Origin of the sequence: Fontibacter flavus, from assembly GCF_042432905.1 — a bacterium.
Taxonomy (GTDB): domain Bacteria; phylum Bacteroidota; class Bacteroidia; order Cytophagales; family Cyclobacteriaceae; genus Fontibacter; species Fontibacter flavus.
Genome location: NZ_JBHLWI010000016.1, coordinates 37403 through 56836 on the forward strand (window position 1 = coordinate 37403; position 19434 = coordinate 56836).

Sequence of the window (19434 nt, forward strand, 5' to 3'; positions counted from 1 at the left end):
AAAATATAAAGTTAATTTGCGGTCAATAAGCACAAACATCATTTATGATTAAAACGAAAGTCACCCTTTTATTTGTATGTATTTTGGGAATTATTTCCATGCACACTTTTGCCCAGGATGTGACAATCGAATTGGGTCCAGATGAAATTGGATTGAACGAGACTTTCAGTATCAAAGTGACGATCACCAATGACAAAATCAAGTCTTATGATGAGTTTCCGGATATACAGGGATTTCAAAAGCAAGGGATTTCTCAGTCCTCATCCATGAATATCATCAATGGACAGGTGAGCAGTACCAACAGCATCATCCAATACTATAAACCAACCCGAAAAGGGGAATTTACTTTGAGCAGGTTTTCAGTCAAGATCAACGGGAATGATTTTTCCTCTCCTGGAAAAACCATTAATGTCACAGATGCAAGATCAACTCAAAGACAATCCAACGCTTTTGATCCTTTTGATGACCTATTTGGCAGAAGAGATAGAGAAGAGCCTGAGTTTATTGAAATTGAAGATGATGCCTTTTTTGCTTCAAGTATAGATAAGGAAGAGGTATTTGTCGGAGAAGGCTTCAATGTCAGCTTGGCATTTTACATGTCAGAAAGTAATCAGGCCCCATTTCAGTTTTATGAACCTGGCAGGCAGTTGGATGAAATCCTTAAAAAAATGAAGCCATCCAATGCCTGGGAAGAAAATTTCAATATCACCAATATTCAACCTGAACGGGTTACTTTAAATGGTAAAAACTGGATCAAATACAAAGTATACGAAGCGACTTTCTTCCCATTTTCAGAAGGGCAGATTACCATCCCTTCCATCGCTTGGGAAATGATCAAATATAAAGTTGCCCGAAATCCAACATTTTTTGGCAGCAATAGATTGGAAGATTTCAAAACTTTTTATTCCTCAGCGAAGCAGGTTAAAGTAAAACCTCTTCCACAACATCCTTTGCGTAATGAAGTCAGTGTGGGTGTCTATCAATTAAGAGAAAATTTCAGTAACCTAGAAGCACAGACTGGTGAAGGCTTTACCTACAATTTTGGAATTTCCGGTGAGGGAAATATCAATTCCATTTCTGCTCCAAAAACAAAGCAATTTCACAAACTCAATACTTTTGACCCTAATGTCAGACAACAGGTCAATAGGGGAATGGGAAAAATACGCGGCATCAAAGAATTCAATTATTACCTCACTATCAATGAACCTGGAGAAGTAAGGCTAGAAGATCATTTTGAATGGATCTATTTCAACCCGGTTGAAGCCAGGTATGACACCTTGAGACCAAAGGCCATTGTGCAGGTAAGCGGTGAATCTAAAGTCAATCAAGCCATTTCTAAACAAAGGCTGGGCGGGATTTATGATTTGATCGAACTAGAAAGTAATAAGCTTTCATACCAACGATATAAATATTATTTTTCGATCTTAATCAATCTGTTATTGGTCGGTTCAGTGATTCTACTGGCCGTCCTGATTATGAAAAGAGGAAATGGGTAATTCATTCGGCAGGATATTTAGAATAAGTACATTTGGTGAATCACACGGCCTTGGCTTAGGTGTTGTTATAGACGGTTGCCCAGCTGGTTTGCCTATTGATGAGGATTTTATCCGCTCTGAAATGCAAAGGAGAAAGCCTGGGCAGTCCAAAATCACTACCCAAAGAAAAGAAGAAGATGACTTTCAGATTCTTTCAGGTGTATTTGAAGGCAAAAGCACAGGAACGCCAATCGGTATGGTCATCATGAATACCGACCAAAAAAGTAAAGATTATAGCCATATTGCAGACAAATTCAGACCTTCACACGCTGACTTCACTTATTTCGAAAAATACGGCATCAGAGATTATAGAGGAGGTGGAAGAAGCAGTGCAAGGGAAACAGCCGCAAGGGTTGCCGCAGGTGCCATCGCCAAAATGATGCTCAGACATTATGGCATTTCGGTTCAAGCATATGTTTCCCAGGTGGGGGATCTAAAATTAGAGAAATCCTATCAAGAGCTTAACCTAGACCTTACTGAAGAGAATATCGTCAGGTGTCCTGATTCTGAAATGGCCGAAAAGATGATAGACTTCATTGACGAAGTCAGAAAAAGCCGTGATACTGTGGGAGGAATAGTCTCCTGTGTGGCCAAGGGTGTTCCCGCAGGTCTTGGAGAACCTGTTTTTGACAGGCTTCATGCCGAACTTGGAAAAGCCATGCTAAGTATCAATGCGGTCAAAGGATTTGAATATGGGAGTGGTTTTGAGGGTGTGAAGATGAGGGGTTCCCAACACAATGATGCTATACATCAAGTGGAAGGAAAAGTGAGAACCAAGACCAATTTCTCAGGAGGTATTCAAGGCGGCATTTCCAATGGTGAGGACATCTATTTCAATGTAGCTTTCAAACCCGTAGCTACTATCATGCAAGATCAGGATTCAATCAACGAAGCTGGAGAGGCAGTGACCGTATCAGGTAAAGGCAGACATGATCCATGTGTCGTACCCAGAGCTGTTCCGATTGTGGAAGCCATGGCGGCATTGGTACTAGCGGATTACTTATTGATCAGCAGGACGAATAAATTATAAATGGTTTAAACCCAAAATTATGCTTAAGAAGATCCCTTTACACACCCAAATCATTATCGGTTTGGTATTAGGTCTGATTGTCGGATTGATTATCATTCAGTTTGGCATCGCTCCTGATTTCACCGTTAATTTTATCAAGCCAATAGGAACCATTTTCATCAATGCACTGAAAATGATTGCTGTACCCTTGGTTTTGGCATCCTTGATCGTGGGTGTGGCCAACCTTGGAGATATTTCGAAATTATCCCGAATAGGTGGTAAAACCATCTTGGCCTATTTAGTAACGACAATTATTGCAATTACAATAGGTTTGTTACTTGTCAACTTTTTTGAACCAGGGGAACAATTACCACAAGAGACAAGAGACAAATTAATGGCCCAATTTGATGACCAGGCAGGATCCAAAGCAAGTTCTGCTGAGGCCATCAGAAGTCAGGGGCCTTTACAGCCCTTAGTGGATATTGTACCTGAAAACCTCTTCGCTGCGGCAGCAAATAATGGCAGTATGCTTCAGGTAGTCTTTTTTGCCATCATCGCAGGGATCGCATTACTTCAGATTGACAAACAAAAAGCCCAAACCTTCATTGGTTTCTTTGATTCCCTCAATGATGTGATTATCAAAATCGTAGAATACATCATGATGATTGCCCCATATGGGGTTTTTGCCCTAATGGCTTCTCTAATTGTGGAAATTGCCGGGGAGAATCCGGATTCAGCAGTAGAATTACTCCTAGCGCTCCTGAAATACACCTTAGTGGTATTGGGTGGTCTTTTCCTGATCATAGTGGGGGTTTATTCTGTAATGCTGAAATCATTTACCAAAATCCCATTCAAGGATTTTATCAAAGCGATTAGGCCTGCGATGCTATTGGGATTCTCTACTTCCTCTAGTTCAGCTACCCTGCCTGTAACCATGAAATTGGTAGAAGATGAAATTGGTGTGTCGGAAGAGGTAAGTAGTTTCGTCCTGCCACTTGGCGCAACCATCAACATGAACGGTACCAGTTTATACCAAGCTGTAGCTGCAGTATTCATTGCTCAGGCCTTAGGGATGGATCTGACCATTTCTCAGCAATTGACGATTGTCCTAACCGCCACATTGGCGGCGATCGGTTCGGCCGGTGTGCCTGGAGCCGGATTGATTATGTTGATTATCGTCTTGGAAGCCATCGGTGTTCCAGGAGCTGGCGTTGCCTTGATTATTGCACCTGACAGGATTTTGGATATGTTCAGAACAGTGGTAAATATTACAGGAGATGCAGTTGTCTGCGTCAGCGTAGCCTCTACAGAAGGTGAACTCCCTGCCGGCCTTATCCGCCATTCAAATCCGCTTACCCCAAGTGAAGGAGGATTGCCCGATCCAGAATAATAAAACCTTTACCTTTTATCCATGTTATTTCGGAGGCTGTCCCTATTCATTAGGGGCAGCCTCTTATCTTTGGTAAATTTCAGAAAAATCAAGAGTATGCCTCGTCTCCTCCTCACCTTGGTTCTGATTGTCCTAGCTTCATCATTCAGCCTAGCACAGAGCCAATTGACCATTTTGGATAAGAATACCCAAAAGCCAATCGCAGGTGTTTTGGCCAAGATTCCAGGACAAAACAATCAGGTAAGTGATGAAGAGGGTAAATTGGCTATCAACCTATCCAAACCCTCACTGGTCAATTTTTCCCACATTGCTTTTGAATCAATTTCCATTCTATTGGACGGCAATGAAAGGCTTACTTTGGAAATGAGTCCTGCTATCAGTTCACTGGCAGAAATTGTAGTTACCGGCTTTGAGTCAGAAAGGCCATTAGTTCATCAGGCAGGGGCCATCAGCAAAGTCCTTGAAAATGAACTTTACCGGTTCAACGAAAACTCCATCCTCAGCGCTTTCAATACCAAGCCGGGCATCAGAATAGAACAAAGGGCTCCTGCAAGCTATAGGATTTCAATCCGTGGAAGTTCCTTGCGATCACCCTTTGGCGTGAGGAATGTGAAGGTGTATTGGAATGATATTCCATTTACCTCTCCCGATGGCACTACTGCACTCAACATCCTTGATCTTTCCAATATCCAAAACGCCGAGATCATCAAAGGCCCTGCAGGTAGTATTTACGGTGCAGGAAATGGTGGGGTGATCAGCTTTGAAAGCAGGAAATCTGTTACTGAAAATCATGTCTCATCAGACTTAGGAGTCGGGGACTTTGGTCTATTGAGATACCGAATAGGGGTAGACCAAGGTTTGGATAAAGGGAGTATCAGTGCCTCATATGTCCATCAAAAATCCGATGGCTACCGAGAGCACAGTGCCATGAATAGGAAAGTTTTCCAATTAGCCTACCACAACAAGCCAAGTGAAAAAAGGGAACTGAGCACCCAGATCCTCTATTCAGATCTGAAATACCAAATTCCAGGAGCACTAAATCCTGCCCAAGTTGAAGAAAATAGAAGGCAGGCCAGACCCGGCTCTGTCGGACAAAACAGTTCCATCGCCCAAAAAACACTTTATGGAACACTTTCACATCAAGTCGATTTCAACGAAAAATTGAAAAACAGTACGGCTCTGTACGTAAACACAACAGAATTTGAAAACCCATTTATCCTCGATTATAAAAAAGAAACTTCTTTTGGCTACGGGGGTAGGACAAAATTTACTTTTGATGACCGATGGGGAAATTTTCCTGTAAGGATCATTGCCGGAGGAGAGTATCAAAAAGGAAAAACTTTGGCCCAAAATTTCGGAAACAGAAATGGACAGGCTGATACGATCAGATTTTCCGATGACCTGATCACTACCCAGGCTTTCTTGTTCCAGCAGTTTGAAATAGACTGGACACCCAAACTCCTAATGACCATTGGATTTAGTGAGAACTTTTCAAGATATGACATAGATCGTCAGATAGATGCCGGACCGAACAGCCCTGCTGCGAATACTAAGAAGTTTGACCCTGTATTGATACCACGTTTGGCTTTTGTGTATAAACTGACCGACCAATCTGGTCTGCATGCTAGTATCAGTTCGGGATTTTCTCCACCTACCATTGCTGAAGTCAGAACCAATGAGGGAAGCATCAATCTGGACTTACAGGCAGAAAAAGGCAGCAACTACGAAATTGGATACAGAGGAAGATTCGGGATAGTAAATCTGGATTTGACAGCATTTTATTTCAAACTCAATGAAACCATCACCTCATTTACCAATGATCAGGGAGTTGTACTTTTCCGCAATGCTGGTGCGACAGACCAAAAGGGTATTGAGTTAAGTATAGATTATACCCTTTACAGAAATCAACTCAGCCAACTACAGGAAGTTAAACTGAGCCATGCTTTTACGGGCCATTACTTCAGTTTCTCCAATTTTGTGAGTGGTGGTGTGGATTTTTCAGGCAACCAACTTACTGGAGTTGCACCAAATACTCTAGTCAACTTGCTTGATATAAGGTCCAAATCCGGAATATACCTCAATGTCACCCATCAGTTTGTAGATAAAATTCCTTTAAATGATGCAAATACAGTATTTCAGGAAGCCTATAACCTATTGGGTAGCAGAATTGGATTGAGAGCCACATTTGGCAGCAGATGGGATGTTGAAGCGTATGCGGGTGTAGATAATTTATTGGATGAAACCTATAGCTTGGGCAATGACCTCAACGCATTTGCCAATAGATTTTATCAACCAGCACCAGGCAGAAATTGCTACAGTGGATTAAAATTGGGATTCAGGTATTGAAGTATCTGATTTGATAGCAGTTTGAAAGTTTACTCAATGGGTAATTGAAAGCAAGAGCAAAAAAAAGAGGAACAATGTTCTAAAAACATTATTCCCCAGTTGGTTAAAAACCGTTACAAAAAAATTGCTTAATCACCCGAAACAAATTTATGATAAATATTAAAGCCAAAAAATACCCTCTTCAGGGTATTTTTTGGCTTTAATAGGAAATTTTTTCTTCAAATCATCATAATTAGTTGCTTTTGAACCCAGAAGAAAATCTCAAATGAAATTATGTCAACTGATTATGATGTACATAATTTGCTTCTATAAAAATCAAACTGAAGAACTGAGGAATAAAAAAGGATTAATTACTTTTAGCTACAGTTAAGAATGTTTGAAGCAACTCCTTAAATGCGATAATCCTGTCAGCCTCATAAAACTTGCTGGCTTTACTGACCTCCTCAAATGCATTTGTCAGCGCGCCATTGTTATTGTAAAAAATAGCACTGTTATAATATTCCAAACCTTTCAGTTGCTGAAGGTTTATTTCCCTGTAAATCGAAGGATTGAAAAGTGAAGTTCTTTTTTGGTGTACAGGATCTAAGTATAATTTATTTTCATGGGCTGCCCTTTTGAATTCCTCAACATAACTTTCAATTTCATTTTGGTCAGTCATGAATCCTCCAAAAGGATCTGTTGACTCCAATAAGATTTGTTCATTATCAATGGTAAGGGTTAAAAATACATGAAAGGATGTTTCCACAATTTGGTAATCGAAACCATACCTGTCCAAAATCATTGCATATAATAGGGATCCGCTGACACAATCATATCTACCATCTTCCATCAAATTATCTAAGGAAGCATACTGCTGATAATCATCAAAAAGGTATTTATGAGCCCTATAAAACATCTGTTTTACAAACTTTTTACTTTTTCCAAAGCGCTCAAAGTCTTTGTCAAGCTTGGTATTCAGCTTATTTAGGTTTTCATTATGGGATGTCCATTCTTCAAAAAATTCATTTGGAGTAAACAGCATAACTTCTTCTCCGACATGATCATTCATGTCGGTAAAACCATTTCCTTTAAAAGAAAAAAGAAAAATTAGAAGAAAGATTGCTACACTTCTCATCCCAATGTTACCCGTTTGTTAAGCTAAGTTAACAATTTGGTAACATTAAATCAAAAAAAAAGCCCCCTAAAGATTAGGGAGGCCTTATCACTTTATATGCCTGAGCTTACCAAATTGAGTACCTTATTCTCAAAGAAGCTCTTCTTCCTGGTCGAAGTCTGGTGAAAATCTCATCTTCAGCATTGTACATCCTAAATGCTTCTTCTCTATAATCATCCAAGATATTGGTAACATTAAGGGATGTTTGAAGTCTTTCAGATTTACCCCAGGTTTTATTGATGTTGAAATTCAAGGAATGGAAAGACACTGTATAAGTATCTGTCCTGTTTCCGAAACCTACATAATTCAGGGTTCCACCTTGGACATTGTAGAATAGACCAGCTTCTATTCCGGAAATCACATTATTATAAGAAAGTCCTGTATTGATGATATAAGGTGCCTGACCTGCCATTTGCCTGGTTCTGGAAACGGTCTCTCCTTCTCTTGCAGATAGCTGTCTGGATCTAAATTCAGATTCAGACATTTGAATTTTTGATTCCACCAAGGTCAAATTAGCATTGAAGAAAAAGTTCTCCAAACTAGGTGCGATGATATCTAATGATTTACGCAATTCCAGTTCAACACCAAGAACTGATCCATTACCTACGTTTCTTGGTTGGAATGCTCCAGGATCAGAAAGGAACTGAACCATCTCGATAGGTTTGTCAAAAGACTTATAGAAAAGACTCAGGGAGAAAATTTCACTCCTCTTCATAAACTTTTCCCATCGCAAGTCAAAGTTGTTGATCCTTGTAGATTGAAGATTGCCATCCCACAACACCTCTGTTCCACCTTCAGTCGTTTCAGGGAAGAGTGAACCAATAAAGGACCTACCGGTAATCGGATCCAAAATTTCTGCAAATGACAATTCTTTGAAAGAAGGTCTCGCGATTGTTCTAGAAGCCGCAAATCTAAGATTTTGATTGCTCCCCATAGCCTGAACCAAGTTTAAAGTAGGGAAGAAGTCTAAATCATCCAGCACTTTATCATTATCAAATACAATGGTATTTGTCTGGTTGGTACCGGTATAGAATTGTGTATATTTTTCAATTCTCAATCCCAGGATAGCTTTCAGGTTTTTCAATGGATTAAACTCATTGGAAACATATCCTGCATAATTGGTCAGGTTGGAATTATACTGATTTGGATTGATTGGGATAAATGTTGGGTCATACCTGATTCCATTTCTATTGTCAGCAGAGAATAAATTCTCCTCTAATAACACTTGGTTAGGATCTCCATTGAATGTGGTGCTACCTGCCGGGAACTGGAAGTCCTGAATCAGGAAATCCCTGTTTTTATAGACATAAGCACCTCCAAATTTCAACTTGGCACTTTGACCAAATAACGTATAGTTGTCAGAAATATCCATATTTCCAAATAGGTTCTGCTCTTCCAGAGATCTCCAAATCCTTGTTGGAAGACCTACCTCTGTACCTATGGTATTGGTAGGAACTCGGAAACGGGTAATTCTCACATCTGGATCTTCGATAGTAGAAAGAGTTGGCGACAATTTCCAGTTGACCTGCCATTTATTTCCTTTAAGGAAATGACTACCACTAAGCAATACGTTGCTCATAGCCCTTTGGCTATATTCAATATTATATTGATCCGCTTCAAACTCTGCTCCTAAATTGGTATTGATGAAATAGAACTGACCGACTTTTGATTCACCACTTTGTAACCTTAGGAAATTCAACTTGATTTTGGAGAAATCTGATTTATAAGCCAAACCAAAAACACCTCCCAATAACACATTATTAACCGTGTAATCACCTTTGGATTGCTCCAAGGCTTCCAAGTTGAAGTCTGTCGCATTCCTTGGCTTGCCAAACAAGTTAAATTCTGCATCCTTAAAAAACTCGGTTTCATTTCTATAAGTCAAAGCGAGGTTGTAGCCGATTTTTTTATTTCTGATCTGGAATTGATTCCCCAAAGAATATCCTAATCCAAAATCCATAGGGCTTGTCTGTCTGGTACCTCCCAAAACAGGATTGAAATTCCTCAAGACATTTTGGAAAATCTGACCTTTTTCACTGTTAGGATTGCCGATAACTTCTCCAAATTGAGGAATTTCCTGAACGCCTTTGGTAGGAATAGTTCTGGTTCCATCATCAAAGCCAAGCCAATCAGTTTTTCCACCTTCGATGGCAAGTGAGTTTTGATTAAAATGCATGCTAGGATTATATCCTCCGGAGACATTGACCACCATGGTTTTTTCTTCTGGGAAATCCTTGGTTTCAATATCCACAACCCCACCGGTAAAATCCGCTGGCAATTCAGCTGAAAAAGATTTGGATACGATAATGTTATCTATCACATTGGTAGGAAAGATATCCATTTGGATGGTGTTTCTGTCAGGATCCAATCCAGGGACTTCCACACCATTCAAAATGGTCTTGGTATACCTGTCTCCCAAACCTCTGATGTATACATATTTTCCGCCTTCCACTGATACTCCAGTGACTCTTTTGATGGCAGAAGCGGCATCCCCATCACCAATTTGTCTAAATGTAGAACTGGATATACCGTCCAAAAGGTTAGGGGCATTTCTTTTTACGGACATCAAAGCGGCTTCAGTGGTCCTGATTGCCTCGGCAGAAACTACTACTGTCTCTAAGTCAGAAGTGAATTCCTCCATTTTGATGTTTTCTAATAGCGTTACTTTTCCTGCTGTAACCTCAACATTTCCAATCTCAATGGAATTGTAGGAAATAAAGGAAATCTTAAGACTGTAAGTCCCTGGATCAACCTGGATTGTGAAATCCCCATCGAAATCGGTGACTGCACCAGTCTGGGTTTCTACCACAAGTACGGATACGCCAAAAAGCGGCTCGCCGTTGGTTGCATCAAATATGGACCCTCTAATCGTTCCTTTTTGCGCATGGGCATTTCCGGGAACAATGAAAATCATGGTGAAAGCAAATAGAATCAGCAATAGATTCTTAGATTGTTTGATATTCATTTTGTACAGCGTTTGAATATTGTTATTGAGTTGAAAAAATCTAAAAGAAGAGATCAGGTTAACCTGACCTCTTCTGGGCACTTTATTAATTCTTGTTATTACATGTCATCAAGGTTACCAGCAACCGCAGTCCAAGACCATCCAGCAAAAGCTGATTTAGTTGCTCCAACTGTATTTGCACCAGCAGCTACTTCTGCAGCGTGAGCGTCTGTTCCATTTCTGAAAACAGTCGTCAAGGCCACTCCTGCAGGACTGGTTACTTCAAGTTTGTTGAAGACCAAAGATCCACCGGCAAAAGTTGCCAAGGTCTTGTCACCACTCAATGAGAAGTCTCCTCTTCCGCTTGAAGTAGCAGGATCAGGGAAACCAAAGAAGTATATATTTTCAAATGTACCTCTTGCACCGTCTCTGAAATCAGCTAATTCAGCAGCTGCAGAACCTTTTACAGTACCATTTTTCAATGTATGGGCTCCAAGTAAAGAACCTTCTGGACCGTCAATTTCCAAAGCATGGTCTGTTTCAGTACCACATACTACTATGAAATTGTCCAATGTTCCAGACCAAGCCTGGTCAGTGTCAAGGGCATCATCACCTGAATTCCAAACGATCGCATTCTTTACACTTACAGTTCCACCGAACCATTCGATTCCGTCATCTTGGTTGGCGATAACTTCTACGTTTTCAATGATAGTTTTAGAACCTACGCCTCCAAGTGTCAAGCCATTGATTTCGTTTCCTTCACCGATATTGGCGCCACCATGTCTGATGGAAATGAATTTGATGATACCGGAATTATCCTCAGGATCATTACCTCCATATCTACCGTTTGCATCGGAAGCTGGAATACCTTCAATCTGAACTTCAGTTACATCTCCAGCGAAAGACCCTGGAGCCCTACCCAATACGATCAAGCCACCCCATAAACCATTGATAGTTGGCTCCAAGTTTGGACTGGCAATCATGCCTGATTCAATTTCATCAGCGATAGAAGTGAAAATAATTGGCTTCTCAGCAGTACCTTCAGCGAAGATTTTACCGCCTCTTGCTACGATCAATGCAGTTGCATTAGGCCCTGAACCAACCTCACCTTTGATAATAGTACCTGGCTCGATAGTTAACTCAGCTCCGTCCAAGACAAATATTCTTCCTCCGAGGATATATGTCTTATTGGCAGTCCAGGTAACTTTACCTGTAATATTTGCTGCTATTCTTACCGTAGTTTCCTCAGCCCCTACTGTCAATACATGGGTTACAGTTGCCACATCACCATTTCTATCGGCTGCTGCGAATTCAAAAACCAAATTCTTACCAGCATCTTCTGCTACAGCTGTATAAGTGAAATCATAAGTAGCAGAAGTTTCTCCGTTAAAGTTCTTAGTCTCCAACGCAGATCCATCTTTTCTTACAGTCAAGCTCAACAAACCATCAGGTGCTGAAATATTGGCTGTAACAGGACCTACTGTTCCTCCAGCAGCAATTGTTGCCGTTGCCGGAATACCTGAAATGGTAACCGGTCTGTTTGGTTCTTCATCTTCACCACAACTTGTGAACACTACCACTGCTGCTACAAGCATCAGAAGCATGGAAGTAATTTTTTTCATTTTAATGACGTTTAGTTTAGCGGTTGTATAATTACCGCTACAAAAGTCGCCACCTAATGTTAATTGAGAGGGTCAAAAAAATTATCAATTCATTAACCTCTTAAGCCAAAAAAGAAACAGCCATTACAATAAATTAATACTGTAATGGCTGTTACCAAATAAAAATCTGTTTAAGAGTAATTTATGCCCTATTTTAATGTTACGCTTTTGTTAATTGGGATTTTGTCCAAAAATATCCTAACCAAGTCACGAGTACTTACATTGTCTGCTTCTGCCTCATAATTGAGAATAATCCTATGGTTCAACACATCTTCAGCCACGGCTTTTATATCTTCGGGCAACACGTAATCCCTACCTTCCATATAAGCCATTGCTCTTGAAGCTAGGTTTAGGTTGATACTTGCCCTAGGAGAAACACCGAATTGGATGTACTTGGCTTCTTCCTTCAATCCGTATTTTTCTGGAAATCTGGTCGCAAAAACCAATTCTATAATATAGTTTTCCAATGGCTCTGCAATCTTGACTTCATTGATAGCCGTACGGATAGCAAAAATATCCTCTTTGGAAAGGATGGCCTGCACTTCTGAACTGAATTGCATATTGGCCATTCTGCGCATGACTTCCATTTCATCAGCCTTGCTCGGATAATCGATATGCACTTTCATCATAAAACGGTCTACCTGTGCTTCAGGAAGTGGATAAGTACCTTCCTGGTCAACAGGGTTCTGAGTAGCCAACACCAAGAAAGGCCTGTCCAATTGAAAGGTAGTCTCTCCAATAGTTACCTGCTTTTCCTGCATGGCCTCCAATAGCGCAGATTGTACCTTTGCAGGAGATCGGTTGACCTCATCCGCCAAGATAATATTGGCGAAAATTGGTCCCTTCTTCACTTCAAAACTTGCCTCTTGTTGATTATATATCATTGTACCGATCAAATCTGAAGGCAAAAGGTCAGGTGTAAACTGAATCCTCTTAAAGTCGAGGTGCAATACTTTTGCCAAAGTATTTACAGTCAAAGTTTTGGCCAAACCCGGAACACCTTCCAATAAGATGTGCCCATTGGTAAAAAGTCCGATCAACAAGCGGTTGATCATTCGGTCCTGTCCAACTACTACTTTCTTGACCTCTTCTATTACTTGATGGATCTTTTCCTTATGCATGGAATATCTTGATTATTATTCTGAAGTTGTGTTTTAAGTGTACAGTAAAACTAATAAGGCGTACAGCTATCCGGCTAAATTAGAACAAAATCGCCTTTATGCCAATTTCCACTTTTGCTTCTTGATAAATGGTAAGAATTATTAACATTTATCGCCTTTTTTTAAGGGCAGAAATTGAAAAAGATTTCCTTTCTCCGGACCTTTTGGTATTTTCTATCTTCCTTTCTGTCACATTGAGCAGCTGGTATAGTTCTTCTTTTTCAAATTCCCTTACTTCACCTACAGCAAATCCCTCTATTGTCAGATTTTCCATAGACCACCTCACCAATCGAAGAGTTGGGTAGCCTACCGCTGCAGTCATTTTTCTTACCTGTCTGTTTTTCCCTTCTATTAAGGATAACTGTATCCAACTATCAGGGACTGATTTTCTATACCTGATCGGAGGATTCCTTTCCGGCAGCGCTGGTGAATCTTCCAGCTTCTTAGCCAAAGCTCTTTTGGTTCGGTACATTCTCCCATCCACATTAATTTCCACACCTGATTCCAATTGCTTCAAAGCATCTTCCGTAGGCACCCCCTCCACTTGCGCCAAATAAGTTCTTTTGTGTCCAAAAGTTGGATGCAGCAGATAATTGTTCAGGGCTTTGTCATCTGTAATCAAAAGCAAGCCTTCACTGTCCTTATCTAAACGGCCCACAGGATATACTTCTTTGGGAAATTGACCCAGCTCTTTTAGCGTATCCTGTTCACCGCTAAACTGACTGAGAATCCCAAATGGCTTATAAATCACAAAATAACGAAAGGACATAAAAGAGAAATTAGATTTTCAGCACCATGTATGTTGGACAAATTTGATAAAAATTAGCCAATAGATACAAATCCCATTACGTTTAGATTTCATATGAATCCCTTTTGTAAAAATAGTATTTGCCAATTCCTTAGTCAACAACTCGGGCATGAACCCTAAAAGCGGTAAGGATACCAAATAAAAAAGGTCATGCTGTGTCAGATTTGATCTACAGCATGACCCTTTAGAGATTTTGATGTGTTTTACTCTTAACTTCCACAGCCAATACAATCAAAATGACTGTCCATAGGCTTCACTCCCTTCAATTGCATTTCAAGGTTATGGATCATATCCCTGGTATCCATGTCCTGAAACATATCCCCTGTCAAGGTGGATCTTAACTTTTCAATTTCCTGTTCGATGGCATTTTTTTGTTCTGCTGTCATTTTCAAATGGTTTATAGGGTTAGCAGTTCTGAATATAAAAAAGTTCTGGGAATTTTTTAAACATAAGGCATTCAGAGAGATTAATTTTCAGAAAAAGTACATCAACGGAACGATATGCCAGTTTACTTTGTCTTATTTTTAGATGTTTTTGGGGGAATTACCCCGTAATCCTTACTTTAACCAAGCCTTATCATGGACAAGACAACCTTGAAACAGCTTTCGGAATTCAGAAAAACCTTACACCAATACCCCGAACTTTCCGGAGAAGAAAAAGAAACCGCTAAAAGGGTACTGGAGTTTTTTAAGGGAATCAAACCTGACAAAACCATCAAAGGCTTAGGAGGCACAGGATTGGCCTTTATTTTTGAAGGAAAAGAAAGTGGCCCCACTTCCCTGTTCCGTTGCGAGTTGGACGGCTTGCCCATCAAAGAAGAAAATGACATCAAATACATCAGCACATTTCCTGGCAAGTCCCATGTCTGCGGGCACGATGGACATATGGCCATTATTTCAGGCCTGGGCATAGAACTTTCAAAAAACCGACCGATAAAAGGAAAAGTGATCTTATTGTTCCAACCAGCTGAAGAAACGGGAGAAGGAGCCAAAGCGGTCTTAGAAGACCCTGAATATGGGCAACTGCAGCCTGATTTTGCTTTTGCCCTCCACAATCTGCCCAATTATGAAACCAATCAGATTGTCTTGAAGAAAGGACCTTTCGCTGCTGCTTCTACGGGCATGATCATTCAATATAAAGGCCGAAATTCCCATTCCGCACATCCTGAAGCAGGAAACTCCCCTGCTGAAGCCATGGCCAAGACCATAGTTGCATTGGAAAGATTGCCAGATGCGATGAAAAAATTTACCTTGGTCACCGTGATTCATGCCCAATTAGGGGAAATTGCCTTTGGTACCACTCCAGGAGAAGCCACTGTCAGGGCTACGCTCAGGGCTTATGAAAATGAGACCAGAGACCTATTGGTCACTTATGCCGAAAAACTCTGCCAGCAGATTGCCAAGGAATATGGTTTAGAGGTTTCCTTCAGTTACACCGAAACCTTTGCCGCCACACACAATGATCCTGAAGCTTGGGACTTCGGTAATGAGGCTGCCAAAAAACTGGGATTAAAAACCAAACATATCCGCATACCTTTCAGATGGTCAGAAGATTTTGGTCTTTTCTCAATCCATACCAAGACACTGCTGTTCGGTCTAGGTTCAGGAAAGAAACAGCCCCAACTGCATGAACCCAATTTTGACTTTCCGGATGAACTGATTCCGACAGGTGTGGGAATGTTTGCGGAAATTGTACATTTGTTACATACATAAAGAAAGCTAATTCTTAAGAATACAAATCCTTAAAAAATTGACCATGACCAAAATCATTCCATTGAATCCTCTTCCAATAAAGATGAAGATCAACCTTGAGAATATGCCATTCCCTATTTACAGGAAGGTTTTGATCCCTGCTGATATCAACATGGATGAGCTTCACTTGATCATACAAGTCGCTATGGGCTGGGAAAATTGTCACCTTTACGAGTTCAGCGATAAGAAAGGTAAGTCTAAAATCAGGGTACAAAATGATATAGATGAGAATGATTTGTGGGGGAACGATGCTGAATCGTTTGATGCAGGAGAATTGTCGCTAATGGAATTTTTAGAGCATACAGATGGAAAAACCTTCTGGTACTGGTATGACTTTGGGGATGACTGGTGGCATAAGATATCGATTCAAAAAGCAACCCAAAAGGATTTGGCCGAATATTATGGCGATACACCTCTATGTACTGAGGCGGCAGGACTTTGTCCACCAGAGGACTGTGGAGGTCCTTGGGGATTTGCCCAGCTTGTAGAAGCCATCAACGAACCCAAGCATCCTGAGTATAAAAACTATAGAGAATGGCTGGGAATCAAGGGGAAGAAAAAAATCGATTTCGAAAATGTGGATGTAGAAGAAATCAGCGACAATTTGGATTTGCTTTGGAATGAATGGGTTGATGAGGATGAGGATTGAGTAATCAATACCCTTTAGACAATCCATTAAATTAAAACTTTTCCAAAGTTAAATCATCTCTAAAATTAAACGTTAATAGGATATCTGAACTTTGGAAAAGGTGACCTTTGCCATGATAGGCAATACTAGTATGTCCATTGTTATAAGATCCTCTTACACCATGGGGTTTCAAAAGTTCATTGTCTCAATATTCCAACTTGAATTTTTTGATCAATATTTTTTCTGAAACTCCCAAAATGATAAAACCCTAAAATCCCATAATTTTACGGGGTTTTATTTCCAATCATTTTTCTAATTTCTAACCCGCTATTTTCCCAAGAGCAGCCACCAATCTGTCCAAATCTGAAATCTTAGTATAAACATGCGGAGAAACCCGCACACATTGGATATTACCCAAGGAGATGGAAGTAGTATGGATTTTATACTGACTCATGAGTTTACTGCTCAGTTCTGCAGGAGTCAGCCCATCAACAGAAACTCCGGCCAGTGCACAGCTATAACTTGGGTGAAATGAAGTGTGGATTTGAACACCTGGAATCTCTATTGCCTTTTTGGCCCAATAATCCTTCAGATACCTCACCCTTTCTTCTTTCCGTTTGGTTCCTATCGCATTGTGGAAATTTAAGGCTTCTCCTATGCCCTGCTCAATGGGAAAACTTCTCGTTCCCAGATTTTCAAACTTTCGGATATTATCACTTTGGGGATCTCCTGCACAGACAAGAGGCCACACTTTACTGATTTTCTCCTTCCTGATCCACAGCATCCCGCTGCCAATTGGTGCGGAAAGGTATTTATGGAGACTGGTACCAAAATAATCCCCTTCAAGATCCGGAATATTAAAATCCAACAATCCAAATGAATGTGCCCCATCAATTATGACCTCTATACCGTGTTGATGTGCCATCCGGGAAATCTTTTTGACAGGCATGATCTGTCCGTTCCAATTGACCACATGGGTCAAATGAAGAATTTTGGTTTTTGGAGTGATGGCTTTTCGGTATTTCTCCACAATTTCATCATCATTTTCCATGGGGAAATCAAAGGTCAACTGCTTATAGACAATCCCCTCCCGTAAAGCACGCTGCTGCCAAGCTTGCATCATGTTGGGGTAATCTTGGGTACTGCCGATCACTTCATCTCCCTTTTTGAGGTCCAAACCATAAATGACTGTAACCAAAGCCTCTGTAGCATTCCGGTTGATGGCAACCTCTTCAGGAGAACAACCTCCCAACTTGGCCAATCCTTCCCTCACCCTTTCCCTTCCCTGATCTAAAATCTGCCACATGTAATAAGACGGCCCCTGATTGGTCATTTGATTGTAGCGTTCCACAGCTTGCTGCACCACTATAGGACTAGGGGAAACACCACCATTATTCAGGATAATGATAGGAGAAGAACTGGCAGAATACCCCTGTTGGATTACTGACCAATAATCCTCATTACTGGCCAAATCAACAGGGCTCCAATCTGAATAAGAATCATCCAAAGTTTGCCACGTAGTGGCATGTAATTCATTAAATATGCTGTGGATGGAAAAAGCACCTACAAGGGCACTGGCTTTCTTAATGAAAGATCTTCTGTTTTCTGAGGCATTCATAACTGAATCAGGTAGATTTATTGGGTAATCAGCTAATAAGTTGCTAAATAGTTCTTAGAAAACCATGTTGCTATTATCATTTGTTTTGAGTGGTAAATAAATGTTGTCAGATGATCATTACCAATGGGAAATGGGAAAAATCAAAGGTAATGGAGGAAACAAGCTTTATTTATTGGGGAAACCTATTCATAGGTAATCATCAAAATGTTTCACTCCACAACCCATCTCGGTATATCCTGAGGCAAGCGGGTCAATAATTCGTAATTGACCTGTTGGGAAGATTCTCCGAAAGAAGCAATGGTAATCTCTTTATCACCCTGACTCCCAATGATGACCACTTCATCTCCCTGTTGCACCTTTTCCAGATCAGTGACATCCACCGCGACACTGTTCATCGTCACAGTTCCCACCACCGGCACAATCATTCCCCCAATCAACACTTTTCCTTGATTGCTCAACATCCTGCTATAACCATGCCCATAACCCACGGGCACCAAAGCAATGGTCATATCACGAGGGGCCATATAACTGGAGCCATAGCCAATAAAATCTCCCATCTTAACTGCCTTGGTGTTCATGATGGTACTTTTCCAGGAAATCAACCGTCTTAAGGGATTTTTATTATTGGCCGGCAATGATTGGAACCTATACATATAAGTTTCCTGTGTCGGCCAAAATCCATAAGAAGCAATTCCTATCCTTACCATATCCATTTTGGTATCGGGATACAGGAGCGTAGCCGCTGAACAGGCAGTATGGCATTTTTCGAAGTCTATATCCTGATCATCAAACCAAGCTTTGAATTTTTTGAACAATTTAATCTGTTTTCGCACCCGCACATAGTTACTGATACTTTCTGCCCCCGCATAATGTGTACAGAGTCCCTTCAACTCTAAAAACTCAAGATTGTCCTGCAACAGCTTGGCCAACCATTCCCTGTCTTCCCATTCAAAACCGGTCCGGTGAAAACCTGTCTCTACTTCAACATGAACTTTGGCCTTTATCCCAAGTTTTTTGGCAACTGCAATCGCCGCCTCAAGTCGGGCAAACTCAAACACATAAAAATTGATGCCTTTCCGGACCAATTCCTCCAGGTCATCATGATGCAGCATGCCCATGATCATCACTTCACTATGGTGTTTGCTCACATTGCACACACGCAGTGCTTCATCTGCAGAAAATGTGGAAAAATGCCTAACACCATTTTCCTCTGCTATTTGCACAATGTTTTCAATCCCATGCCCATAGGCATTCCCCTTCACCACCACGGACAAAGCTGTTTTGGGGCCAATTTCCTTTCTTAAAAATTCTATATTTTTTGTATAGGCGCTTTTGCTGATTTCTATATAAGAAGTATGCTTCATACGCTGCAAATTATAAGATTCAAACTGTTAACCTAATTTTTCACTCTCTTCTTACCGATCAATACTG

General features: G+C 40.6%; 14 protein-coding genes. 6 read left to right on the forward strand and 8 right to left on the reverse strand.

From position 1 onward, the window contains the following. Window positions 1-44 precede the first annotated feature (44 nt). From ACFFIP_RS07100 to ACFFIP_RS07115, 4 genes are all read left to right on the forward strand, one after another. The gene (locus tag ACFFIP_RS07100) at window positions 45-1496 is read left to right on the forward strand and encodes a BatD family protein (RefSeq protein WP_382386894.1); all 1452 of its coding nucleotides are present in this window, start codon (window positions 45-47) and stop codon (window positions 1494-1496) included. Continuing rightward, window positions 1489-2565 carry a chorismate synthase gene (gene aroC / locus ACFFIP_RS07105; protein WP_382386895.1) on the forward strand — a complete coding sequence of 359 codons (1077 nt, stop codon included), beginning with the start codon at window positions 1489-1491 and terminating at the stop codon, window positions 2563-2565. The genes ACFFIP_RS07100 and aroC overlap by 8 nt, the downstream gene beginning before the upstream one ends. A 19-nt stretch (window positions 2566-2584) precedes the next feature. Further along, entirely contained in the window at window positions 2585-3934 is a 1350-nt protein-coding gene (locus tag ACFFIP_RS07110; RefSeq protein WP_382386896.1) for a dicarboxylate/amino acid:cation symporter, read from the forward strand. Window positions 3935-4030: 96 nt separating this feature from the next. Next, window positions 4031-6280 (forward strand): TonB-dependent receptor family protein, encoded by a 2250-nt coding sequence (locus ACFFIP_RS07115; RefSeq protein WP_382386897.1) that lies wholly within the window; start codon window positions 4031-4033, stop codon window positions 6278-6280. A 346-nt stretch (window positions 6281-6626) separates the two neighbouring features. On the opposite strand, the gene ACFFIP_RS07120 is transcribed toward ACFFIP_RS07115, so the two are convergent. The 6 genes from ACFFIP_RS07120 to ACFFIP_RS07145 all read right to left on the reverse strand — a co-directional run bounded on the left by ACFFIP_RS07120 (window position 6627) and on the right by ACFFIP_RS07145 (window position 14392). Further along, complete coding sequence (locus tag ACFFIP_RS07120; RefSeq protein WP_382386898.1) at window positions 6627-7394, reverse strand: hypothetical protein; 768 nt, start codon at window positions 7392-7394, stop codon at window positions 6627-6629. A gap of 106 nt (window positions 7395-7500) precedes the next feature. Continuing rightward, window positions 7501-10398 carry a TonB-dependent receptor gene (locus ACFFIP_RS07125; RefSeq protein WP_382386899.1) on the reverse strand — a complete coding sequence of 966 codons (2898 nt, stop codon included), beginning with the start codon at window positions 10396-10398 and terminating at the stop codon, window positions 7501-7503. Window positions 10399-10496: 98 nt separating this feature from the next. Further along, a complete protein-coding gene (locus ACFFIP_RS07130) occupies window positions 10497-11999 on the reverse strand; it encodes a beta-helix domain-containing protein (protein ID WP_382386900.1) in 1503 nt (500 codons plus the stop codon). A 188-nt stretch (window positions 12000-12187) separates the two neighbouring features. Then, window positions 12188-13159 (reverse strand): AAA family ATPase, encoded by a 972-nt coding sequence (locus ACFFIP_RS07135; RefSeq protein WP_382386901.1) that lies wholly within the window; start codon window positions 13157-13159, stop codon window positions 12188-12190. Window positions 13160-13307: 148 nt separating this feature from the next. Further along, window positions 13308-13967: a pseudouridine synthase gene (locus tag ACFFIP_RS07140; protein WP_382386902.1), complete on the reverse strand. Its 660-nt coding sequence runs from the start codon at window positions 13965-13967 to the stop codon at window positions 13308-13310. Window positions 13968-14215: 248 nt separating this feature from the next. After that, window positions 14216-14392 (reverse strand): hypothetical protein, encoded by a 177-nt coding sequence (locus ACFFIP_RS07145; protein ID WP_382386903.1) that lies wholly within the window; start codon window positions 14390-14392, stop codon window positions 14216-14218. A gap of 192 nt (window positions 14393-14584) precedes the next feature. Here ACFFIP_RS07145 and ACFFIP_RS07150 point away from each other — a divergent pair, with 192 nt between their 5' ends. Both ACFFIP_RS07150 and ACFFIP_RS07155 read left to right on the forward strand, forming a co-directional pair. Further along, window positions 14585-15718: an amidohydrolase gene (locus ACFFIP_RS07150; protein ID WP_382386904.1), complete on the forward strand. Its 1134-nt coding sequence runs from the start codon at window positions 14585-14587 to the stop codon at window positions 15716-15718. Between the two features lie 43 nt (window positions 15719-15761). Further along, complete coding sequence (locus ACFFIP_RS07155) at window positions 15762-16406, forward strand: plasmid pRiA4b ORF-3 family protein (RefSeq protein WP_382386905.1); 645 nt, start codon at window positions 15762-15764, stop codon at window positions 16404-16406. 298 nt (window positions 16407-16704) lie between these two features. Here the strand turns inward: ACFFIP_RS07155 and ACFFIP_RS07160 are convergent, their stop codons facing one another. Both ACFFIP_RS07160 and alr read right to left on the reverse strand, forming a co-directional pair. Next, entirely contained in the window at window positions 16705-18003 is a 1299-nt protein-coding gene (locus tag ACFFIP_RS07160; protein WP_382386906.1) for an aminotransferase class V-fold PLP-dependent enzyme, read from the reverse strand. 209 nt (window positions 18004-18212) lie between these two features. Then, window positions 18213-19367, reverse strand: coding sequence for an alanine racemase (gene alr, locus ACFFIP_RS07165; protein WP_382386907.1), 1155 nt, complete (start codon window positions 19365-19367; stop codon window positions 18213-18215). Between the last annotated feature and the right edge of the window lie 67 nt (window positions 19368-19434).